Here is a 23523-nt window from a genome sequence, read left to right on the forward strand (position 1 = left end):
AAATTGTTCTTTTCCTTTTCTCCTATGTTAAAAAATCAAAACAAATCAAGTTTAAAAACTTTGTGATGACCCTTATGGAAATATATTGTTACCTTTGCCGTTGTATAAGAAAGAAATAAAAAGGCGTTTCTCCACTTATACCGTGGAGGAATTTGCCTCTTGTAAAATGAAATCCTAATGATTCAAACAATTTGTATCTACTGTGCATCCAGCACACAGATTGATCCGGTCTACTTTGACCACGCCCGCCTCTTGGGGAGACAATTGGCGGAGGCACATATCCGGATCGTGAACGGCGCAGGCAACATCGGCCTGATGGGCGCTGTCTCGGATGCCGCTCTCGAAGCAGGAGGCGAAGTCACCGGTGTGATTCCGCGTTTCATGGTAGAGCAGGGTTGGAACCATACAGGATTGACGGAAACGATCGTTGTCAACGATATGCACGAGCGGAAACAGACCATGGCCCGTCTTTCGGATGCGGTTATCGCCTTGCCGGGTGGCTATGGAACCCTCGAAGAGTTGCTCGAGATCATTACTTGGAAACAACTTGGCCTTTATCTTAATCCCATTGTCATTTTAAATACCAACGGATATTATGATCCGCTGCTGCAACTGTTCCGTCAGGCAGTTGATGAGCGTTTTATGCGTCCGTTGCATGCCGACTTGTGGGCGGTCGCCGATACGCCTGAAGAGGCTGTCCGGTTAGCGCAGACGCTTCCGGTATGGGATCAAGACATTCGTCGGGTAGCCAAGTATTGAGTTGACATCGTCGGATAGCTGGAGAAACAACCTGCCGATGCCCGGGTGTAAACCTTTGGGGCGGTTGGGCTGTTAATCGTGTACCGGCATGGCTGGATTTTGAGTTTCATACGTTTGGCTGCGTATGGAAAAGCGTGGAAAATGATTTGTTCGTCGCCCCAGCGGATGGGACTGACGAACCTTGGTGTGGAAAGACGTTAACAAAAGCCGATGGTTAAATCGGTACGTTTCAGTAGGTTAATGTATATGCGTCGAAACGGCAAACAAAAAACTCAAAGCACAAACCGGAGTTAAGTAAAAACATTCATATACTAAAAAAACGATTATCCTAATGAATCAATTTTTGGTTAATTTATTTCGATTACGCCAACTAAAGTATGTAAACCGTTGGGTCATCTTTTGTTTGGATTTATTTATTGCTTGGGTAGCGAGCTTACTCACCCTGCTGTTGGTGAAGTTCGTCTATGAAGGGCTGACAGTGACGCCTCAGTTGTTGTGTACGCTTTCTATAGCGTCTATCGGCGCGGCAGCTATAGGCTTTGCCCTTCTGAAAACCTACAAGAACATCATTCGTCACTCGGCATTTACAGAGGTAGGACGTTTGGCAGTGGCCTCTTTCCTGAAGTCTGTACTATTATGTCTTTTCCTGGGTGTCTGGCACTTTTTCCCCGCCGATGTCATCCTGTTGGGAGGAATCTTTGATTTTGGAGCCACATTCTTCCTCCTCTCCTTTTCCCGTGTTTTGATGATCACAACCTACCGGTATCTGGTCAATAATGTCAATCCCAAAAGCGAACCGGTATTAATCTATTATGATCCACAGGCCGAAGACAGTAGTCTGGCTTCTTTATTGCAACAACAGAACAAATATAAGATCAGGGGGTTCATCCAGATCGGAACCAAAGGTACGTTCCGTCTGAACGGACTGACCGTCTATTCCATCGCTACGGAAGAAGATTTCCGGGACTTGTATGAGCACATGCCTTTCAAATCCCTGGTATTCCCCAGCCAGAAGGGCGTGCAGAAAGAAAAAGACCGTTTGATTGTTTACGGAGCCCATACCCGGGTGAAGATGCTGGTTCTCCCGCCCATGGATGTATTGGGAAAGGAAAAGAACCGCCTGAAAGCCTTGCCGGAAATCCGGATCGAAGACTTGCTGGGCCGTGATGAGATCAAGATCAACCTTGACGAGATACGCGAATCCCTCAAAGGCAAGGTAGTGATGGTAACGGGGGCTGCCGGTTCGATCGGTAGCGAACTCTGCCGTCAGCTCTGTACCTTCGGACTGAAGGAGCTGATCCTCTTCGACAGTGCCGAGACCCCGATGCACAACATCCGCCTCGAGTTGGAAGAGAAGTTCCCGCAGGTACATTTCGAGCCGATCATGGGCGATATCCGTATGGCGGACCGTGTAGAGAGTGTCTTCTCGCGTTTTCGTCCGCAGTATGTCTTCCATGCGGCTGCCTACAAGCATGTGCCCCTGATGGAAGAGAATCCCTGCGAAGCGGTGCATACCAACGTCTATGGTACCCGTCTGGTAGCCAATATGGCAGTGAAATACGAAGTAGAGAAATTCATCATGATATCGACCGACAAGGCGGTGAACCCCACCAATGTGATGGGGGCATCCAAACGCCTGGCAGAGATCTATGTACAGAGCCTGAGTATTGCCATCAGCAAGGGCGAGATGCCGGGTAAGACCCGCTTCATCACCACCCGCTTCGGCAATGTATTGGGCAGTAACGGTTCGGTCATCCCCCGCTTCCGCGAACAGCTGGCGAAGGGTGGTCCGCTCACGGTTACACACCCCGACATCATCCGTTACTTCATGACCATCCCCGAAGCCTGTCGCCTCGTGCTCGAAGCCGCTTTCATGGGCAAAGGCAACGAGATCTTTGTCTTCGATATGGGTAGTCCGGTCAAGATTGCCGACCTGGCACGTCGCATGATCGAGCTCTCCGGCTTGAAAGTGGGTGAAGACATCGACATCATCTACACCGGTCTGCGTCCGGGCGAAAAGCTCTACGAAGAATTGTTGGCGACGAAGGAAAATACCCTTCCGACCGACAATACCCAGATCTACCGGGCTCAGGTGCGCGAATACGACTATCAGCACGTCGATCATGCCATCGACGAGCTGACCGAACTGGCTATCCATGTTCAGAAGATGGATACCGTCCGCATGATGAAGCAGATCGTACCCGAATTCAAAAGCAAGAATTCCATCTACGAACAGCTCGACCATTAAAATTGAAAATTGAGAATTGACAATTTTAAATAGATAGCTATTATCGGCCTAAGGAGGGAAGCGTAAAGCTCATTCGTGATTCGGAGCGTTAAGAAAGCTCGGCTGTTTGAGCGAAGCGAGTTTCCGAGATTTTAGCGGAGAACGCGAAGGAGTAGCTTCCCGAGTGTAGCCTTGACCTTTTGGTTCTTTTGGGTCAAGCCAAAAGAACGTACAATATATGTGTTATTTTTTTCCTCTCCTTTCTCTTCTCGCCTGGATCGGCGGCCGCTATGCCGATGGCATTATGATCTGGCTCTCCTTCCTGACCTTGGGGATTTGGGGAATACTGGCACTCAATGCCCTGCAGATGATTGTACAACTCTTTACCCGTCACCGTCGGAAAGCGTGGTTGCCCCTGTTGGCAATCCTGCTGCATACCGACTACCTGCTGGCTGTCTGGCAGCCATCCTTCCCCGGAAGGAATACCCTGCCCGAAGGTGCTCAGCCCTTGACGGTGGTGACCTACAATACGACCCATTTCTTTTGGGACAGACAGCAGACGATGCAGGAAGCGGCGGCTTATATCCGCCGGTTGCAACCCGATGTGGTCTGCATGCAGGAAGCTCCCGATGCCAGTTATTATCAGATGGACAGCATTCGCATGGCATTCGATTATGTGGCCTATCGGTATATCAGCGGTCGTACCGACCATTTGCCCATGATGATCTCCAGCCGCTATCCGTTGCGGGCTGTACGGACCCTCTTTTTCAAGAACTCCGTCAACCTGGCGATGGTTGCCGATGTGTGTATGCCCCACGATACCGTCCGGGTATTCTGTAACCACCTGGAGACAACCAGTGTGAACCAGTACCGCGGACAGATACAGGCAGCTTCCAAACCCTGGCTGTTCCGCCTGAAAGCCGGAGCCAAGCTGATCCTGCAGATGAAAGAAAACTTCCGGAAACGGGCAGCGCAGGCAGACTATATCGCCGAAGAGATCCGTCGTTCCCCCTACCCTGTCGTGGTATGTGGCGACTTCAACGATACCCCCGCCTCCTATACCTATCACCGGATGAAAGGCGCGCTGACCGATGGATTCCGCGATGCCGGCAAGGGCTATCAATACACCTTCCGTCAGCTCAAACGCATCTGGCGGATCGATTATATCTTCTATTCCGACGAACTGAAAGGAATATCGTATGATTCCCCCGATACCCCCTACAGCGATCATAAGATGGTGGTATGGCGGGGATATACAAAATGAATAAAACAAACTGTAGAGACGCAGCGTGCTGCTCTCCAACGATAAGGAATAAAGATAAAAAATAAAGAAACAAACAATCAACCGGTCCGTTGACAGCATCTTTCGACCGTTATCCATTGTCTTTTAACGGTAGTCTGTTGTCTGTTGTCTTTCGACAGTTGTCTATTGTCCGTTGTCTTTCGACCATTCCCCATCAAACGAAATATTAATTATAAAAATAGAAATATGTCCGTATTCAAAGACAAAACCCTTCTGATCACAGGAGGTACCGGCTCATTTGGAAATGCCGTTTTGAGAAGATTCCTGGATTCCGATATCAAGGAAATCCGTATTTTATCACGTGATGAAAAGAAACAGGACGATATGCGTCATCATTTGCAGGCTCATCGTCCGGATGTAGCACACAAGGTAAAATTCTATATCGGAAACGTCCGTCAGCGTGAAGCTGTCGATTTTGCCATGAATGGTGTCGATTATGTGTTCTCTGCCGCTGCGCTGAAACAAGTACCGTCTTGTGAGTTCTTCCCGATGGAAGCTGTCCGGACGAATGTGGAAGGAACCAACAATGTCCTGTTGTCTGCCATTGCCCACGGCGTAACCAATGTAGTGGTTCTTTCAACGGATAAGGCAGCTTACCCCATCAATGCCATGGGTATTTCCAAGGCGATGATGGAGAAAGTGGCGATAGCTCAGGGCCGTTCCTTAGGAAAAGACGCGAAGACAACCATTTGCTGTACCCGTTATGGAAACGTAATGGCTAGCCGTGGTTCAGTCATTCCTTTGTGGGTAGAACAGATGATGGAAGGGAAACCCATCACCATCACCGATCCAAACATGACCCGTTTCATGATGACGTTGGATGATGCAGTTGATTTGGTGGTCTATGCCTTCACCCATGGCGAAAACGGCGATCTGTTCGTCCAAAAAGCTCCGGCTGCTACTCTGGAAGTATTGGCTCAGGCCTTGAAAGAAACCTATGCCCAGATTGATCCGAAATACGGTGAAACCGAAGTGAAGATTATCGGTACCCGTCACGGTGAAAAGCTGTACGAGACATTGGTTACCCGTGAGGAAATGGCAAAAGCCATCGATATGGGTGATTATTACCGTATCCCCTGTGATAACCGCGACCTGAATTACGACAAATATTTTATCGAAGGTAGTGAGGAAGTCTCTCATATCGAAGATTATCATTCTCACAACACCGCCCGCCTGGATGTGGAAGGCATGAAAAAACTGTTACTTAAGTTGAATTTTATTCGTGAAGACTTAGGTTTACAGGAAAGAGCGAAAGGGAAGGAGATTAGATCGGAGTAATGTTAGGGGAAGCTGGATGCTAGGTTATGAGGTTATTGGGGTATCTGGTTATGAGGTTACTGGGTTATAAGGTTATTGGGTTATAAGGTTATTGGGTTATAAGGTTATTAGATTATGAGGTTATAACCATCTAACCGTATCACCACATAACCAAAAAACATTTAACCATATAACCATCTAACCACGTAACCATATCACCAACAAAACATACACCACGTAACCAAAAAATCATTACTTTTGCTCCAAAACTTTATGGCTATGAAAAATGAATGCTTCTCTTTTGAAAATTTGAATGTTTGGAAAGAATCTCGAAAATTTGTGCTTTCAACATACAGATTGTTAGATCAATTTCCTCCGTATGAGAAATTTGCATTATGTGATCAATTAAGAAGAGCTGTTATTTCAGTTCCTTCTAATATTGCTGAAGGCAGTGGGCGTTTGTCTTTAAAAGAAAAGATTCGGTTTATTGAGATTGCCTATGCTTCTTTAATGGAAGTTTATTGTCAATTATTATTGGCTTTAGATTTAGGTTATATTTCTTCTAATGATATGATTACCATAAAAAGAGATGTTCATTTAATAGCCAAAATGTTAAACGGATTGAAGTTTAGTTTTAGTAAACAAGGTATGGAGTAGGTTACTAGGTTATCCGGTTATAAGGTTATAAGGTTATAAGCATTAACCACATAACCATCTAACCATATCACCACATAACCATATCACCAAATCACCACATAACCACATCACCACATAACCATCTAACCACATAACCAAATCACCACATAACCACTTCACATACAATAAACTTAAGAAAATGAAAGTTCTCGTCACCGGCGCTAAAGGCTTTGTTGGAAAAAACCTATGCGCTCAGTTGAAAAATATAAAAGACGGAAAAGCCCGTTGCTATGGCGATTTAACCATAGAGGCGGTCTATGAATACGATATCGATTCTACTGCCGAAGAACTGGATACCTACTGTCGTGATTGCGACTTCGTATTCAATCTGGCAGGGGTGAATCGGCCGAAAGAGCAGAGTGAGTTTATGGAAGGAAACTTCGGCTTTGCTTCTACCTTGCTGGATACGTTGAAGAAACACGGGAATACCTGCCCGGTGATGCTTTCTTCATCCATTCAGGCTACCTTGGCAGGCCGTTTCGGTACTTCCGAATATGGAAAGAGCAAGAAGGCTGGGGAAGAACTGTTCTTCGCTTATGGCCAGGAGACAGGAGCCAAGGTATTGGTGTACCGCTTCCCGAATCTGTACGGGAAATGGTGTCGCCCCAATTACAACTCGGCGGTAGCTACTTTCTGCCATAACATCGCCCACGACCTGCCCATTCAGGTAAACGATCCGAATGTGGAACTGGAACTGCTGTATATCGATGATCTGGTAGAAGAGATGATCGATGCCTTGCAGGGAAAAGAACATCATTGCGAGTTTGACGGGGTGAATGCCGTCATGCAGGCCGATGGTCGTTATTGTGCTGCTCCGGTTACCCATCATGTGAAGTTAGGGGCGATCGTTGATCTGCTCTATCAGTTTGCCGACCTGCCCAAGACATTGATGATCCCGGAAATTCCAGCCGATAGCTTTGCCAAAAGGTTGTTCAGTACCTATTTGAGTTATCTGCCTCAAGAAAAGGCCATCTTCGACTTGAATATGAATGTAGACGACCGGGGTAGCTTCACCGAATTGGTACATACCCTGAATTGTGGTCAGGTATCCATCAACATTTCCAAACCGGGTATCACCAAAGGGCAACACTGGCATCACACCAAATGGGAACAGTTCGTCGTCGTTTCCGGTCACGGACTCATTCAGCTCCGTAAGGAAGGAACCGATGAAATCCTGAATTATGAAGTTAGTGGCGACAAGATCCAAAGTGTCATCATGCTTCCGGGTTATACTCATAATATTATTAACCTGTCTGAAACCGAAAATCTGGTTACAGTGATGTATTGCAACGAAATTTTCGACAAGAACAGGCCGGATACTTATTTTGATAAAGTGTAGTTATTGAGGTTATTAGGTTATAGGGTTACGAGGTTATTAGGTTACTACTTGGTTATTGGGTTATAAGGTTACTATTAGGTTATAGGGTTACGAGGTTATTAGGTTACTACTTGGTTATTGGGTTATAAGGTTACTATTAGGTTATAGGGTTATAAGGTTACTTGGTTATAAGCATTAACCACATAACCATCTAACCACATCACCATATCACCACATAACCACATCACCACATAACCATATCACCATCTAACCACATAACCACATAACCACATAACCGCATCACCACATAACCATCTAACCATATCACCGCATAATAAACAGAAAAATATGAAAACAGACTATTCCGATATTCATTTCGCCAACAATGGGAAGTTAAAACTGTTGATCATTGTGGGCACACGGCCGGAGATTATCCGTCTGGCTGCCGTTATTAATAAGACACGTAAGTACTTTGATGTGATTCTGGCACATACCGGACAGAATTACGATTATAACCTGAACGGTATCTTCTTCCGGGATTTGAAGTTGAAAGATCCGGAAGTCTATATGAATGCCGTAGGGGATGACCTGGGTGCTACTTGTGGTAATATCATCAATGCCAGCTACAAGCTGATGGTGGCTACGAAGCCGGATGCCGTGTTGGTGTTGGGCGATACCAATTCCTGTCTGAGTGTGATTGCGGCCAAACGTCTGCATATTCCGATCTTCCACATGGAAGCCGGAAACCGTTGTAAGGACGAATGCCTGCCGGAAGAAACGAACCGTCGGATAGTCGATATTATCTCGGATGTGAATATGGCGTATTCCGAACATGCACGCCGTTATCTGGCAGACTGTGGACTGCCGAAAGAACGTACCTATGTGACCGGTTCACCAATGGCAGAAGTACTGCATGAGAACTTGGCTGAGATCGAAGCATCCGATGTTCACCAGCGGTTGGGATTGGAGAAAGGCAAATACATTTTGTTGAGTGCCCATCGGGAAGAAAACATCGATACCGAGAAGAACTTTACTTCCCTGTTTACGGCGATCAACCGGATGGCAGAGAAATACGATATGCCGATTCTTTACAGTTGTCATCCCCGTTCACGTAACCGTTTGGCTGCCTCAGGCTTTCAGTTAGATCCCCGTGTGATCCAGCATGAACCCTTAGGCTTCCATGATTACAATTGTTTACAGATGAATGCCTTTGCTGTGGTTTCCGATTCAGGAACCCTGCCGGAAGAAAGCTCCTTCTTTACCTCCGTAGGACATCCTTTCCCGGCAATCTGTATCCGTACTTCTACCGAACGTCCGGAAGCCTTGGATAAAGCCTGTTTCATCTTGGCGGGTATTGATACCACCTCGTTATTACAAGCTGTTGATACAGCCATCACCATGAATCAGAATGGTGATTACGGTATTCCGGTTCCGGATTATGTGGAAGAGAATGTCTCTACCAAAGTGGTTAAGATTATCCAGTCTTATACGGGAGTTGTGAATAAGATGGTTTGGAGGAAGGATTAAAACTCTTTTGGCTGCTATAAATAGGTTTTTCAGAGTGGTCTTTTTAGATAGAGTTACTAAAAAATACTCAATGTAAATTTTAAAACATATTTTTAATCAGCTTTGTTTTAGGAAAATTTAAAGAGTTCTTTCTTTAAGTGGAGTATTTACTATTTTATGTATATACTTGAAGTAAAAAAGTGTAAATAATATAATTGATTTATTAGGGTATTCATTATATCAGTAGATCCTAAAGGAAGAGAATGTTAAATGAATATCAATTATTTTTTATGGATTATATTGTGAATTTAAGACAAACTAAGCAGCCGAAGTTTCGTAATAGCGTCGCTTTTATGTTTATAGTTTATTGGGCTATACTAGTTGCGTGGCAAAATATTAGTGGTACAGAAGCTAGAACTGGTATTGATTCTATAATCAAAATGGGGTTGTTGTTTTATTTTGTTAGATTCTATATTTTACGAATGAACGGGTTTAGTTCAAAGATAGGAAGTATATTTTTATTATCAGTTGTTTTATTGTTGACTGCTTTTCGTACTGAAACATTCTCATTAAGTATTGTTATTGCTTATATTTATCCTGTATTATTTATGAGTATGGTATATGGAATTGGTGATAGGTTTGTTATATCAAAACCGCAACTTATTTCTTTCTGTAACTGTGTCATTGTAATTACTCTTTATGCGGTAATTTATGCAATTATTTTCTGTTGGGATCAGTTTCAAAGAGCTTCTTCAGTGAGCCAAGCTTATGGGAATGAGTTACGTTCTTTTTTTTACAGCAGTCACGAATATGGTTTATATTTGGTTTCTGCAATTGTTTCTTGCTTTATTTGTCTTATATTTCAGCCATTAGCTTCGGGGTTTAAAAAAAAGATTTATATCATTTGTATGGCGTTATTTGTAATCAATTTGTTGTTAACTTTCTCTAGGACCTCTATTTTTGCTCTTTTGATATTTATGATAATATTTTCTATTGTGGGAAAAGGAAAACTTAGAAAATGGATTAGAATATTTCTTATAGCAAGTGTATTAATACTCGTGTTCTCTGCTGATTTATCTAATTTCTTTTATAGTATTATACTTAAAGAGAATAATACAGGAGGTAGAGATGTGTTACTTCAAGGGGCTTTTCAGTATTTTTCTAACGGTTCTATAATAGAAAAAATATTTGGTTTCGGGATTACTACAACAAGGGCTTTTTTTGGTGATGTATATGAGCATGGAAGTGTTCATAATGGTTATGCTCAAATATTGCTTTATTATGGTATATTTGGTTTGGTTTGTTTGATTATATTTATATGGTCACAAATAGTTGCGTGCATGCGATTAATAAAAAGGAATCGATTATTAGGAGCCCTATTTTTAGGACTTGTGTTATCGGCATCTGCAATGATGTTTGCAAATACATCAATTATTTTTAATTCATCTATCGACTCATATTTTCTTACAATATTCATGTTTATTGTTCCAAAATATGTACGAAATGCAATTCGGTATGGAGTGTTTGAATAATATAGCAAAAGTAATTATAGCAGACAATATGGATTCATTGAATTTTAATAAAGATAAACTAGGAAATACTCAACCTAATTCCCATGGTAATAATTCAACTTTTGATATAGATTTTGTTGTGTTATGGGTAGATTCAAACGACTCTGATTGGCAGATAGAAAAAGCAAAATTTTCTCCTAAAAAATCAGAAGATGTAAGTCTTATTAGGTATCAAAATTGGGATAATATTAAATATTGGTTTCGTGCAGTAGCCAAATATGCACCATGGGTTAGACAAATTCATTTTGTAACGTGTGGTCAACTGCCTGAATGGCTTAATATTAAGCATCCTAAAATTAATTGGGTCAAGCATTCTGATTATATGCCGGCAGATGCTTTGCCTACGTTCAATTCAAGTGCTATTGAAATAGGAATTAATCATATTCCTAATTTGGCTGAGCATTTTGTGTTTTTTAATGATGATATTTTTTTGACAGCGCCAATTACTCCAGAATATTTTTTCAAAAATGGGAATCCATATGATATGCCAGGTTTTTTATCTCCACCTAAAAAAGTTGTAGGAAATGTTTTTTCTTCTTTGCTTTTAAATAATTCCAATATTCTACAAAAACATTTTTCTAAAGAACAACTACTTAAAAGTCGAATTCACGAATGGTTAAATCCTAAAATGGGAAAAACCTTTTTACGTACTCTATATCATTTTTTTTCTAAAGGTTTCCCAGGATTTGTTATTCCTCACCTTTCTACTCCTTATTTGAAAAGTGATTTTGATAAGGTTTGGAATATAGAATCTCAGATACTAAGTGAGACTCAACGGCATAGATTTCGAAACGAGGATGATGTTACGCATCTTCTCATCCGAAATTGGCGTATGTGTGAAGGATGTTACGTTCCAAAAAAATCAAAAGGTAAGTATTTTTCGGTGGATGGAGAAAAAACAGCAAGATCAGTTGCTGCAGCTATTATTGATCGAAAGTATCCTGAGATATGTATTAATGAGGTATGTAGCGGGGATCTCTTTGAAAAGGTCAAGAAGATTATAAATGAAGCTTTTAATCGTACTTTATGTGATGTTTGTGAGTTCGAAAAATGAATGTGTTTTTATAGAAGAAAGAATTAGATGATAAATCAGAAAGTTTTAGTAATATCTTGTGAGGCTTTTTCGGATTCAAATTCGAATGGGCGGACTATAAAAAATATGTTGCTACATATACCCAAGTTATGTATAGCTCAGTTCTATATACATGGTATTCCTGATACGGGATTTTGTGAACATTACTTTAGAGTGTCAGATAATGATGCGTTGAGAGCCTTTTTGGGGAAAAGATCAAGACAAATTTCTACTAGTGATAGTCAGAAAATAGATGCTAAAAATTGTTTAAAACCTAAAAGAAGTTACCGTAATCTTGTTTTAAGGAATATTGTATGGCAAAGTAGACGATGGTGGACAAAGGATTTTGATGCATTCCTTTTATCATTCAGTCCTGATATTGTTTTGTTGCAGGCTGGCGACTCTCCTTTTATGTATAGCATAGCTATTCAAGTTGCTAATTTTTGCAAAGCTAAATTGGTAATGTATAATTCAGAATCCTACGTCCTAAAAAAGTATATGTACGCATCGACAAGAAAAAATGATTTTTGGCATTTTTTGCTGATGAATAGTCTTCAAAGACAGTATAGAAAATTTATGAAACGTGTGGATTACTGTATTTATAGTATGGAAGCATTAGAAGAGGTTTATCAACAAAAATTTCCTCATAAAAATAAGAGTTGTTCACTCTATACTGTTAGTGAATTTTTGCCTGTTTCTGATAAAGGAGGTGAAGTATTTAGTCTTTTATATTGTGGTAATTTGGGTGTTGGGAGAGATAAACCTTTGGCAGAATTAGCTAAAATTTTATATGAAGTAGATAAAACAGCAGTTTTTGATATTTATGGTAGATTTACAAATAAAGAATCGGAAGAATTAGTTTGCAGTAATCCTAATGTTCACTTTCATGGTTTTGTTGATTATAAAGAAATTCCTAATCTAATGGAGAAGGCATCAATGCTTGTGCATTGTGAAAATAACGATCGTTTGGAAAATCTAAAATATGCTTTTTCTACCAAAATTGCAGATTCAATAGCAAGTACACGCCCTTTTTTAGTCTATGCATCTCGTGAGTATCCTTTTATTCAATATTTACAAAAAAATAATTGTGCACATATTGCGTCTACACCGGAAGAACTAAAGGAAATTCTGAAAAAGTGTATTAAAGATAAGAAGTTCCGTTTTAAGTATTCTGAAAATGCAAAATTGACTGCATTGAGGAATCATAATAAAGAAGTAAATAGTAGGAAGATGATTGAAATTTTAAATAATTTGCATCATATTTAGAGATAGAAAAATGAATTTTAAGAGTTTAACGCAAAGTAGTGCTATGCTAATGGTCGTGATTGTGATATCAAAACTTATTGGCATGTTAAGAGATGTTGTTCTTGCAAATTACTTTGGTACATCAAATATTAGTGATGCCTACTTGATTGCATCATCTGTTCCTGTATTGTTATTTTACTTTATTGGTCATTCTCTTTCTACTGCTTATATACCAATGTTTAATAAAGTAAAACACGAGAAAGGAAGTCTATCATCACTGAGATTTACTGATAATTTATTGACAATTTCATTGTTGTTAAGTTCTGTAATAGTTGTTACTCTATTGCTTTTCCCATCTGTAGTTGTTAAATTATTTGCTGCAGGTTTTGATTCTGAAACAGCGCAAATTTCAGCAAACCTTATTAGGCTATGTGCTCCCTCTATCTATTTAATGACAATTATTAATATTTATGGTGGCTTTTTGCAAGCCAATAGAAACTTTTTGGCTCCGGCAGCTATTTCTCTTCCACGTAATATTGTGGTTGTTATTTCAGTCATGTTAGCTGCGTCATTTGGATACGATATTTTAGGTTGGGGATTACTTGTTTCATATATATTTGAATTTGTATTCCTTTTACCTTTTGTTCTTAGAAAGCACTATCAATATCGACCTTTTTTAAACTTAAAAGATGAATACATAAAAAAAACACTGTATGTTGTAGCTCCTATTCTATTAGGAATGTGTGTCGGTCAAGTAAATAAGATTGTTGACCGCTCAATGGCTTCTACAATTATTGTAGGGGGTATTTCTGCTTTAAATTATGCGTCAATAATCAATAATGCTGTTCAAGAAATATTAGTTACTGGTATTATTACAATTTTGTTTGCGAATTGTGCAGAGTTAGTTGCAAAAGGAGAACATGATAGAGTTAAGATAAAACTATCAAACACTATAGACTCGTTGATTTTTATATTGATACCTGCTATTATAGGAGTCATACTTTTAGCTGACCCTATAGTTAAATTGATATTATGTCGAGGTGAATTTAATCAAAAATCACTTCAAATGACGGTCGGTGCTTTGCGATGTTATTCATGTGGGTTATTATTTCTTGCTCTAAGAGATACTTTAGTTAAAGTCTTTTATGCGTATAAGGAAACTCGAATTACAACACTTGTATCGATATGTGCAATCTTAATTAACATTGGTTTAAATATTATATTAGGGAAGCTGTTTGGCATTAATGGTCTTGCTATTGCAACTAGCATTTCTGCTATGTTTAATAGTATTGTGTTGATTGTGGCTTTTTATAAGTTTCATGGTAATATATACATCAAAAATATAATGAATAATTTAGCAAAATCTATAATATGTAGCATAGGTATGTGTATATGTATTTTATTATCGCAAAAATTATTGAGTCAATCTGATATTAATGGGTTGTTTAGTTTGTTTATACAAGTTTTAATAGGTATGACTATATATCTTTTATTGTCTTTTTGCGTTCGTTCTTCTGTTTTAATGACTTATGTGGCAAAATTTACAAATCGTAAATTGCAGTTATAATAATGAAAATATCAGTAATTATCCCTACATATAAGCCTCAAGCATATTTATGGGAATGCTTAGATTCATTAGCAAATCAAACTTTTGCTAAGAGTGATTTTGAAGTTTTGTTAATATTGAATGGTTGCAAAGATCCTTATGAGAAGTTAATTCGTGCATATCTTAATAGACATTCCGACTTACAGGTTATTTTTATTCAAACAGATCAAGCAGGAGTATCAAATGCACGGAATATTGCTCTTAATATGGCTAACGGAGAGTATGTAGCATTTATTGATGACGATGATTATGTGAGTTCGAGGTATTTGGAAGAGTTGTATGCTAAAGCATCTCCTAATACCATATCACTTTCTTACGCTTTTGCATTTAAAGAGGGAAAACCAGAAAAACAATTAGACTATTATATTAGTGATGCATATGATTCTTGTATTAAAAAGAAAGGAAAACATAGACTTTTATCTAGTGCGCGAAAATTTTTTTCTGGGCCTTGTATGAAACTTATACCAAGAACTTTTATACAAAATAGGCGATTTGATGTACGTTTCAGAAATGGAGAGGATTCCCTTTTCATGTTCTTGATTTCTGATAAAATAGAGAATATTGCTTTTACTTCTAAAGAGGCTGTTTATTTTAGGCGATATAGAGAAAATAGTGCTGTTGTTGCTAAACGTAGTCTAAGTTCTGTGATAAATAACTCATTGTTATTAATAACATGCTATACTCAAATATATATGTCGTCACCTTTAAAATATAGTTTCCTTTTTTATTTTACTCGCTTACTGGGAGCAATACATTTGATTGTGAAAGCATTTTAAGGTGTTCTGATAAATGTGATTTTAAAATTCTAGTGAAGAAATAATTATGTTGTTGGTTAATCTATCAGTAATAAGAATTCTTACAAAATAAGATTAAAATATAAGAGCCAATATTCTTCTTTTAAGATTCGTTTATAAGAATGGCATATCTATGATATATTGATCAGGTTATAAATGTATGAATAAAAAGCAACCATTACATAGAAGCTGGTAATATTAATTATAGATGAGCTCATACAAAATACTATAAATTAAGTATAAATACAACACGAAACACTATAGGTTGATTATGTTTTGTTATAAGAATTGGGAGATATTTTGTGAAATTCTCTCTCAAAGTGAAATTACATTGTGTACAGCTGAAAGGTCACTTCAATTGCCTGAAAAAAAACGCTTTATTGTATTAAAGCATGATGTTGAAACATCAGTTATTAATGCTTACAAATTGGCTGCAATAGAACATAAATATGGTATTTGTGGTTCATATTATGTACAGGCTTATTTGATGTTAGATTGTAAAAATATCTCTCTTCTAAAAGAAATGCAGTCGTGGGGACATGAAATTTCATACCACTATGATGTTTTAGATGCACATGGGGGGGACTATAAGGCTGCGGAAGAAGATTTCATTAAATATTCAAATATATTCTTAGAGAATGGTTTTCATTATAGTACGATATGTCAACATGGGAATCCAATAAAAAAGCGAATAGGATATACCAGTAATCGTGATTTTTTTCGTAATCCGGAGATTCGTAGTCATTATCCTGATCTAGTAGATATGGTAGTGGACTATAGTAAACATATTGGTGGACGTAAATATCGTTATATTAGTGATGCTGGTTACCAGTGGAATATTATAACTGAACCTGAGACTAATGATTTACATCCAGAAGTAAAGAATGTGAAAATAGGAGGTTTTAAAAATCTGCTGAATTTATTGATTAACAGTGAGTATAGCTATGTGGTTAGTACACATCCTCATCGTTGGATGTCTGTAGCTTGGAAAATAAATCTTAAAATAATCATATTCCGAATCATTCGAGAGTTTGTAATGATAATTCGTCATATACCAGGAATAGAATGGTTACTGAATAAGTTTTACTTTTTAGCAAAAAAAATATAAGCAATATGGATCAGAAGAAATCTGTTCGTGAAGTTCAGGATAAGATCTTGGAGGTAATGAAGTTTATTGATGCCGTTTGTCGTAAGAATGGCATTGTATATTATATTATGGGAGGTACTGCTTTGGGTGCAATTCGCCATGGTGGTTTTATTCCTTGGGATGATGATTTGGATATTTTTATGACTCCTGCTGAGTATACAAAGTTTAAGGTAGCTATGAAGAAGGAGTCTAATCCGAAATTCATACTGCAAGAATGGCGTACTGTAGAAAGATATTTGGAATATGCGAAGGTACGTATGAACGGTACAACCTTTATAGAGGCAAATTTTAAGGACAGGAAAGACTTGCACCAGGGTATCTATGTGGATATTATGATACTGCATAAGGTTCCAGAGTCAAATTTTATACAGAAGCTTGTTTATTATGAGAGTAAATTTGTGACTCTTTATGCCCTCAGTCAACGCAATTGGAAGCCGAAGAACAAAGGGCAAGCTATAGTACTAAATATGTTGAAGGTACTTCCTTGTCACTTGATTGCAAAGTTGTGTTATCATCGCATCTACAAGTATGATGACCGCAAGGATAACTTCAAATACTGCTATTGGATTACACCTGCGAAGTTCCACTCAGGATTGTTCGACAAAAGTTTTTTTGAGCAGCCTGTGGACATACCGTTTGAAGACACCGTGCTCTATGGTTCAAAGCACATTAAGGAATATTTGGAGTATCGTTATGGTAACTATATGAAATTACCTTCAAAAGAACAGCAACAAGCTGCAGTACATGCCATGATCTTTGATACTAAGAAAAACTATACAGAGTATATAAATAAAGAAGAAAAATGAGTAAACATGCATATTTAATTGTTGCAAATTCAAATTTATCTGTAGTAAGAACTGCATTAAGACTGATAGACGATATTCGTAATGATATTTATCTGTTAATTGATAAAAAATCAAGATTTACAGAGGATACTTTAAAATTGATTTCAAGTGATGTTCGAATGTCTAATTTATTTATAACTAACTGTTTTACAGTCAATTGGGGGGGGGTATTCACAGATCGAAGCAACATTGAAGTTGTTAGAAATGGCAATTAGCTCAGGTGAGATGTATGAATATTTTCATTTTTTTCAAGGTTCAGATCTTCCAATAAAAACACAAGATGAGATACATTCATTTTTCAAAAATGTTTCAGGACAAGAGTTCATTAACATTGATAAAGGGCGATGTAAAATGGCACAAAACAAATGCTGGTATTATCACTTATTTTGTCATAATAGATTCTATAGAAAGAATAAACTGATGAAGGCTTTAAACTTCTTCTTTGTTTATATTCAAAAAATTTTGCATATTAAGCACAACGTCGATATTGAATTATATCAAGGATCCGCTCTTTTTTCTATTACTAGAAAATTTGCTGTTTATTTACTTTCAAAGAAAGAGGAAATTGAAAAGAGATTTCGTTATTCGCTTGCTGCCGATGAATGTTTTATACAGTCGATGGTGATGTGTTCTCCTTTTAAGGATTCAATCCGAGATATAGATAAACAGAATTCTAGCAATGCTAGGTTGATTGATAGAACAAGACCTGATGGCAAAAATTCTCCTCATGTATGGCGAAAAGAAGAGCTAAATTATCTTTTAAAACAGCCTGTAGATATTTGTTTTGCGAGAAAGTTTGATGAGGGTGTAGATAAAGAGATTGTTGAAATGATAGAAGCAAAATTGAAAATAAATAGATCTCATTATGGAAAAGAAATATAAGGTAGGTTACACGACGGGTGTATTTGATATGTTTCATATTGGTCATTTGAATATTCTTCGTCGGGCTAAGGAACAGTGTGAAACGCTTATTGTTGGTGTGACAACAGATGAGCTATGCTTCAAGCGTAAACACAAATATCCTATCATCAATGAACAAGAGCGTATGGCAATTGTAAAGGCTATACGTTATGTGGATAAAGTGGTTCCCCAGACGGATATGGATAAAATACGACCCGTGAAAGAATTTGGGATAGATGCTGTATTCGTTGGTTCAGACTGGAAGGGTACAGATGCTTGGAATCAGTATGAGAAAGAATTTGCAGAAGTGGGATGTGTAGTAATTTATTTGGATCATACAGATGGCATCAGTTCAACTATTTTGCGAGAGAAGTTAAATAAATAATAGGGGATTAAGCTATGGAAGGAGAAACGCAAAAATTTTCTGTCTGTATGTCTGTTTATAAAAATGACAATACTGCAGACTTTACTGATGCGGTATTAAGTATTTATAATCAGACTTGTCCTCCAGACGAAATTATTTTGGTTATTGATGGTCCAGTTTCTATGACCATGTATGATGCAATAGAGGTTTTGAAGGAAAAGACAGGAATTATGAAGATAATACCTCTTGAGCAGAATATGGGTCATGCCATTGCTCGTCAGACAGCTATAGAAATTGCAAAGAATGACTTATGTGCAGTAATGGATGCAGATGATATTTCTTTGCCAGATCGTTTTGAAAAGCAATTACAGGCATTTGAGAATTATCCTGATGTGAGTGTGATAGGAGGTTTTATTAATGAGTTTATCCGTACTGTTGATAATGTTGTAGGCTCTCGTATCGTTCCAGAATGTGATATAGATATTAAAAACTATATGAAATCTCGTTGCCCTATGAACCTCGTTACTGTAATGTTCAAGAAAAAGGATATAATGAATGTTGGGGGCTATCAGGATTGGTACTGTGAAGAAGATTATTATTTATGGATTCGTTTGGCACTTGCAGGATATAAATTTTATAATATTCAAGAGAACTTGGTAAATGTCCGTGTAGGTGAGAAAATGTACCAGCGTAGAGGGGGTAAAAAATATTTTCTAAGTGAAGCCAGATTACAGAAATATATGTTTGACCATAAACTGATAACTTATCCGAGATATATTTATAATGTGCTCATTCGCTGGATAGTACAGGTCGCAATGCCTAATAAACTCAGAGGTTGGGTGTTTAGAAAGTTTGCTAGAAAGTAAGATAGAGAAAATTGCATTTTGTATGATATTTAAATGGATTTTTGACCGTATTACTGCATTACTCGGGCTTTTAATCTTGTGGCCAGTATTGCTGATTGTTGCCATAATGGTAAAGATCAAAATGCCTGGAGGACCAGTTTTCTTTGTGCAGAAACGAGTAGGTAAAGGAGGAAAACTTTTTAATTGCCATAAATTTCGGACAATGACAGTAAATCATAATGGTTCAACGGTTTCTGTTGCCGGCGATTCTCGCATTACACCTTTGGGGGCAAAACTTCGTCATTATAAATTGGATGAGCTCCCAGGGTTATGGGATGTTTTAATTGGTAACATGAGTTTTGTCGGTCCTCGTCCGGATGTCCCGGGATATGCGGATAAGTTGGAAGGAGATGATAGGGATGTACTGAAACTTCGTCCGGGGATTACAGGACCTGCTACTTTGAAGTACCGGTTAGAAGATGAAATGATTTCTGACTATGTCCGACAAAAACAGGCAGCAGGGGATACTCGTCCTATGCAAGAGATAGCCACAGAGTATAATGATACAGTGATATATCCGGATAAGGTAAGATTGAATTGCTACTATTATCGTCATTATAGTTTCTTAAAAGATATAGAGATGATATTAGCTACGGTTCTTGGCTTTAAGGTTAAATTTGCCGGAGAGGAAGTATAAGTTATTTGAATGAATAGGATAAAATAATAGAATCATGTCAGAAGAAAGAAAAACAATTTACCTCTGTCTCGCCCACATGAGCGAAGAGGGTTGGGAACAGAAATATGTAAAGGAAGCATTTGATACCAATTGGGTGGTACCCATGGGACCGAATGTGAATGCTTTCGAACAGGATTTGCAGAATTTCGTCAACCATAATACGGATGGAAGTGAGCTGGATCGGAAAGTGGTTTGTTTGTCTGCCGGTACAGCGGCTGTTCATCTGGCCCTGATTGGTTGTGGCGTGAAAGCTGGTGATGAAGTGCTTGTGCAGAGTTTTACGTTCTGTGCTTCTTCGCATCCAATCACGTATTTAGGAGCGAAACCGGTATTTGTGGGTTCAGAAAAGGAAACCTGGAATATGGACCCGGTGCTTTTGGAACAGGCTATCTTGGATCGGAAGGAGAAAACGGGTCGTTATCCGAAGGCGATTGTCCCGGTGGCCTTGTATGGCATGCCCTATCGGATTGATGAGATCTGTACCATCGCCGATAAATATGGTATTCCGGTTGTTGAGGATGCTGCCGAGGGTATGGGTAGCCGGTTTAAGGGTCAAGTCTTGGGCACGTTTGGAAAGTTTGGTGTATTGAGCTTTAACGGAAACAAGATGATTACGACTTCGGGCGGTGGTGCTTTGATCTGCCGGGATACCAAGGAAGCCAACGACATGATGTGGTATGCTACCCAGGCGCGTGATGCTTATCCTTATTATCAGCATTCGGCAATCGGGTATAACTATCGGATGAGTAATATTTGTGCCGGTATCGGTCGTGGACAGATGACGGTCTTGAATGATCATATCGCTCATCACAAACATGTGCAGGCCCTGTATAAGGAATTTCTAAAGGAGGTTCCGGGTGTTCATCTGCATGATCAGCCAGAGGATAAAAAGTTTGATGCCAATTTTTGGCTTTGTGCCGCTACCTTAGATCCGGAAGTGAAGATCATCGGACAGGAGAATGCTTATATGGAAGTCATTAAGACAGCGGTGGGTGGTGCTGCCGGTGTGATCCATGCGGTTGATTCAGCAATTACCGATTGCCAGCCGAATGATAATATCGAAGCACTCCGAGTTTATATGTTGTCGAAGAAGATAGAGGCAAGACCAGTGTGGAAGCCGATGCACAAGCAGCCGGTTTATCAGGGCTCACCTGTTTATACGAATGGGGTAGAAGAAGATATCTTCAAAAAAGGTTTCTGTTTGCCTGCCGGTCCGTGGGTAACAGATGAGGATGTTCGGTATATTGTGGATACAATCAAGGAAGCGATTGTCCGTTAATTGCAATAACTTTGCCTTATGCTTTTCGATACATCATTCATCAACTCCTTACTAGACCGGGCCATGGAATCACCGCGGCTCCGTCAGCATTACGATTTGCGTAATTCGGCTGCCGATACCTCGCAGCGGATGCTGAATGCCCTCTTGCCGGGTACGGAAGTAGCTATTCACCGGCATGAAGAGACGGAAACAGTGGTATTAAGGGCTTGAATTATTGGAATAATGGGAAAAATATATTTCTTTTGTAACAAATAAGATAGTATGAAGCTTTTAAGATTTGTATATAAGGAGAAAGATTGGGAATTGAAAGAAGTCAATTTCCAGTCAGTCAATTTATTAGTTGGAAAGAATGCTTCAGGTAAGTCTAAGACAATTCAAAGTTTGAATGTCGTGGTTGCTTATTTGTTACAGCAAAAAGAAATATCGGCAAGTGATAGATTTGATTTCTTCTTGTATTTTGAAAAAGACGAAGAGTTTATTTCATATCGGGTAAAATGTGCGGCTGGTGTCATTCTTTTTGAGGAAATTAAAGTGCAAAAAGAAGGACAAGATGAGATCTTATTACAAAGGAATAAAGAGATTACGACCTTGCATGGGATGGAGATCAATCCACCGAAGAATAAATTGACACCTCATGTCCGTAGAGATACGGTTTCCTATCCCTATATTGAAGCGATTATGCAATGGGCCGAACATGTATGCGGACAGCGTTTTAATGAAACGGATATCTGGGGTGATTCGCATACGGATTCTTATATTCAAGCTCATGGTAAAAATTTATATACCATGATCAAGACTTTGCCTGATGATCGTATTGAGTACATAAAGGAACTGGCCAATCAGTTGGATTATCCATTAACGGATATTGAGCCGTTTGAAACAAAGGATATTCATAAAATATTATTTTATGAAAAAGGAGTGAATCGGGTGTTGTTTGATTCGGATTTATCGAAAGGTATGTTCCGTACTTTGCATTTGATTATTTATTTGGAATATCTGATACAGCAGGATTGTCCTTCCTTATTGCTGATTGATGATGTTTGTGAAGGATTGGATTATAATAGATCGACCCAATTAGGCAAATACTTGTTTCAACGATGTGAGGAACAAGATATTCAGTTAATAGCCAGTTCCAATGATAGTTTTCTGATGAATGCCGTCGATACACGGTATTGGAATATTCTTTTCCGCCGGGGAAGTGAGGTCTTTAGCATCAATTATTTAACGCATCCTCAATTGTTTGATGAGTTCGTATATACGGGATTAAGTAATTTCGATTTGTTCTCATCTGATTATATAGACCGATATCTGTCAAATCATGAATAAAAGGAAAATAGCCTTATTTGTGGAAGGACAAGGTGAACTTATATTCCTTCGTGAGTTTTTATTCCGCTGGTATCAGTTTGATACGAATAGGGTGGGGGTTACTTGTTATTCTTTGCAGGCTCAACGATTTAATCCGGTACCTTACCCTATAGGAGATGAACAAAGTGAAAATTTTTTCCAGATTGTCAATGTAGGTAATGATCAGACGGTACTAAGTAAGATGTTAGATGAATCGGATCGTTTGACGGCTCAGGGATATCATAAGATTGTTGGCTTGCGTGATATGTTTAGTAAGCAATATCATCAGGTTTGTAAAAATAGGATGATAAATGAAGATATTAACCAGAACTTTATAAATGGTGCTTTAAAAACAATCCTTAATAGAAAAGGAGCGAACAGTAATTGTTCTTTACATTTCGCTATTATGGAATTTGAGACATGGCTATTGTCGATGCCTGCTTGTTGGCAACAGATGGATTCTAAATTGACATACGATTTTATCCAAAAGCATTTGGGTATAGATCTTTCTCAGGATTTGGAAAAAACAATTTATCATCCAACAGTTGTCTTAAAAAATATCTGTCACTTGATTAATAGTGACTATGATAAACATGATAAAGAACTGGAGACCATTATGGCTTCATTATCGAAAGCGGATTTCGAAGCATTGATAAATTCTGGAAAATGTCATTCTTTCTCTAGTTTTGTGCAGACAATTATTTATTGA

At 38.8% G+C, this 23523-nt stretch carries 23 protein-coding genes and 1 pseudogene; 23 read left to right on the forward strand and 1 reads right to left on the reverse strand.

What is annotated here, in order from left to right; translation table 11 throughout:
• The first annotated feature begins 177 nt into the window (after positions 1-177).
• Entirely contained in the window at positions 178-759 is a 582-nt protein-coding gene (locus tag MUN53_RS11055; RefSeq protein WP_245406164.1) for an LOG family protein, read from the forward strand.
• Between the two features lie 331 nt (positions 760-1090).
• Positions 1091-3007, forward strand: a complete 1917-nt coding sequence (locus tag MUN53_RS11060) for a UDP-N-acetylglucosamine 4,6-dehydratase family protein (protein WP_243325469.1) — start codon at positions 1091-1093, stop codon at positions 3005-3007.
• 193 nt (positions 3008-3200) lie between these two features.
• Here the strand turns inward: MUN53_RS11060 and MUN53_RS11065 are convergent, their stop codons facing one another.
• Entirely contained in the window at positions 3201-3524 is a 324-nt protein-coding gene (locus MUN53_RS11065; protein ID WP_243325503.1) for a hypothetical protein, read from the reverse strand.
• On the opposite strand from MUN53_RS11065, the gene MUN53_RS11070 reads away from it, so the two are divergent.
• The 21 genes and pseudogenes from MUN53_RS11070 (at position 3504) to MUN53_RS11170 (ending at position 23523) form a co-directional block, all read left to right on the forward strand.
• Positions 3504-4250 (forward strand): endonuclease/exonuclease/phosphatase family protein, encoded by a 747-nt coding sequence (locus MUN53_RS11070; RefSeq protein ID WP_394803074.1) that lies wholly within the window; start codon positions 3504-3506, stop codon positions 4248-4250. The genes MUN53_RS11065 and MUN53_RS11070 overlap by 21 nt on opposite strands.
• Before the next feature lie 225 nt (positions 4251-4475).
• Positions 4476-5567, forward strand: a complete 1092-nt coding sequence (locus MUN53_RS11075; RefSeq protein WP_243325470.1) for a polysaccharide biosynthesis protein — start codon at positions 4476-4478, stop codon at positions 5565-5567.
• A 258-nt stretch (positions 5568-5825) separates the two neighbouring features.
• Positions 5826-6203 carry a four helix bundle protein gene (locus tag MUN53_RS11080; RefSeq protein WP_243325471.1) on the forward strand — a complete coding sequence of 126 codons (378 nt, stop codon included), beginning with the start codon at positions 5826-5828 and terminating at the stop codon, positions 6201-6203.
• A gap of 178 nt (positions 6204-6381) precedes the next feature.
• Positions 6382-7581: a capsular polysaccharide biosynthesis protein CapF gene (locus tag MUN53_RS11085; RefSeq protein ID WP_243325472.1), complete on the forward strand. Its 1200-nt coding sequence runs from the start codon at positions 6382-6384 to the stop codon at positions 7579-7581.
• A gap of 327 nt (positions 7582-7908) precedes the next feature.
• Complete coding sequence (wecB, locus tag MUN53_RS11090; protein ID WP_243325473.1) at positions 7909-9087, forward strand: non-hydrolyzing UDP-N-acetylglucosamine 2-epimerase; 1179 nt, start codon at positions 7909-7911, stop codon at positions 9085-9087.
• Between the two features lie 242 nt (positions 9088-9329).
• Positions 9330-10598: an O-antigen ligase family protein gene (locus tag MUN53_RS11095; protein WP_243325474.1), complete on the forward strand. Its 1269-nt coding sequence runs from the start codon at positions 9330-9332 to the stop codon at positions 10596-10598.
• Complete coding sequence (locus tag MUN53_RS11100) at positions 10582-11691, forward strand: stealth family protein (RefSeq protein WP_243325475.1); 1110 nt, start codon at positions 10582-10584, stop codon at positions 11689-11691. Before MUN53_RS11095 ends, MUN53_RS11100 begins: the two co-directional genes overlap by 17 nt.
• Before the next feature lie 27 nt (positions 11692-11718).
• Positions 11719-12975 carry a glycosyltransferase family protein gene (locus MUN53_RS11105; RefSeq protein ID WP_243325476.1) on the forward strand — a complete coding sequence of 419 codons (1257 nt, stop codon included), beginning with the start codon at positions 11719-11721 and terminating at the stop codon, positions 12973-12975.
• Between the two features lie 10 nt (positions 12976-12985).
• On the forward strand, positions 12986-14521 hold the full coding sequence (murJ, locus tag MUN53_RS11110) for a murein biosynthesis integral membrane protein MurJ (protein WP_243325477.1): 1536 nt from the start codon (positions 12986-12988) through the stop codon (positions 14519-14521).
• 2 nt (positions 14522-14523) lie between these two features.
• Positions 14524-15336 (forward strand): glycosyltransferase family 2 protein, encoded by an 813-nt coding sequence (locus MUN53_RS11115; protein WP_243325478.1) that lies wholly within the window; start codon positions 14524-14526, stop codon positions 15334-15336.
• A 289-nt stretch (positions 15337-15625) separates the two neighbouring features.
• Positions 15626-16462 carry a polysaccharide deacetylase family protein gene (locus MUN53_RS11120; RefSeq protein WP_243325479.1) on the forward strand — a complete coding sequence of 279 codons (837 nt, stop codon included), beginning with the start codon at positions 15626-15628 and terminating at the stop codon, positions 16460-16462.
• Positions 16463-16467: 5 nt separating this feature from the next.
• Positions 16468-17307 (forward strand): LicD family protein, encoded by an 840-nt coding sequence (locus MUN53_RS11125; RefSeq protein WP_243325480.1) that lies wholly within the window; start codon positions 16468-16470, stop codon positions 17305-17307.
• A complete protein-coding gene (locus tag MUN53_RS11130; RefSeq protein ID WP_243325481.1) occupies positions 17304-17561 on the forward strand; it encodes a hypothetical protein in 258 nt (85 codons plus the stop codon). The genes MUN53_RS11125 and MUN53_RS11130 overlap by 4 nt, the downstream gene beginning before the upstream one ends.
• Entirely contained in the window at positions 17551-18228 is a 678-nt protein-coding gene (locus MUN53_RS11135) for a beta-1,6-N-acetylglucosaminyltransferase (protein WP_243325482.1), read from the forward strand. Before MUN53_RS11130 ends, MUN53_RS11135 begins: the two co-directional genes overlap by 11 nt.
• A complete protein-coding gene (locus MUN53_RS11140; protein WP_243325483.1) occupies positions 18212-18631 on the forward strand; it encodes an adenylyltransferase/cytidyltransferase family protein in 420 nt (139 codons plus the stop codon). Before MUN53_RS11135 ends, MUN53_RS11140 begins: the two co-directional genes overlap by 17 nt.
• 14 nt (positions 18632-18645) lie before the next feature.
• Positions 18646-19476 (forward strand): glycosyltransferase, encoded by an 831-nt coding sequence (locus MUN53_RS11145; protein WP_243325484.1) that lies wholly within the window; start codon positions 18646-18648, stop codon positions 19474-19476.
• 22 nt (positions 19477-19498) lie between these two features.
• A complete protein-coding gene (locus tag MUN53_RS11150) occupies positions 19499-20152 on the forward strand; it encodes a sugar transferase (RefSeq protein WP_243325502.1) in 654 nt (217 codons plus the stop codon).
• 34 nt (positions 20153-20186) lie between these two features.
• Complete coding sequence (locus tag MUN53_RS11155; protein ID WP_243325485.1) at positions 20187-21470, forward strand: DegT/DnrJ/EryC1/StrS family aminotransferase; 1284 nt, start codon at positions 20187-20189, stop codon at positions 21468-21470.
• Positions 21471-21488: 18 nt separating this feature from the next.
• A pseudogene (locus MUN53_RS11160) lies at positions 21489-21668 on the forward strand (WbuC family cupin fold metalloprotein); the annotation flags it as partial.
• A 63-nt stretch (positions 21669-21731) separates the two neighbouring features.
• Complete coding sequence (locus MUN53_RS11165; RefSeq protein WP_243325486.1) at positions 21732-22796, forward strand: AAA family ATPase; 1065 nt, start codon at positions 21732-21734, stop codon at positions 22794-22796.
• On the forward strand, positions 22789-23523 hold the full coding sequence (locus MUN53_RS11170) for a hypothetical protein (protein ID WP_243325487.1): 735 nt from the start codon (positions 22789-22791) through the stop codon (positions 23521-23523). Before MUN53_RS11165 ends, MUN53_RS11170 begins: the two co-directional genes overlap by 8 nt.

The organism is Parabacteroides faecalis, from assembly GCF_022809355.1.
GTDB classification, from domain to species: Bacteria; Bacteroidota; Bacteroidia; order Bacteroidales; family Tannerellaceae; genus Parabacteroides; species Parabacteroides faecalis.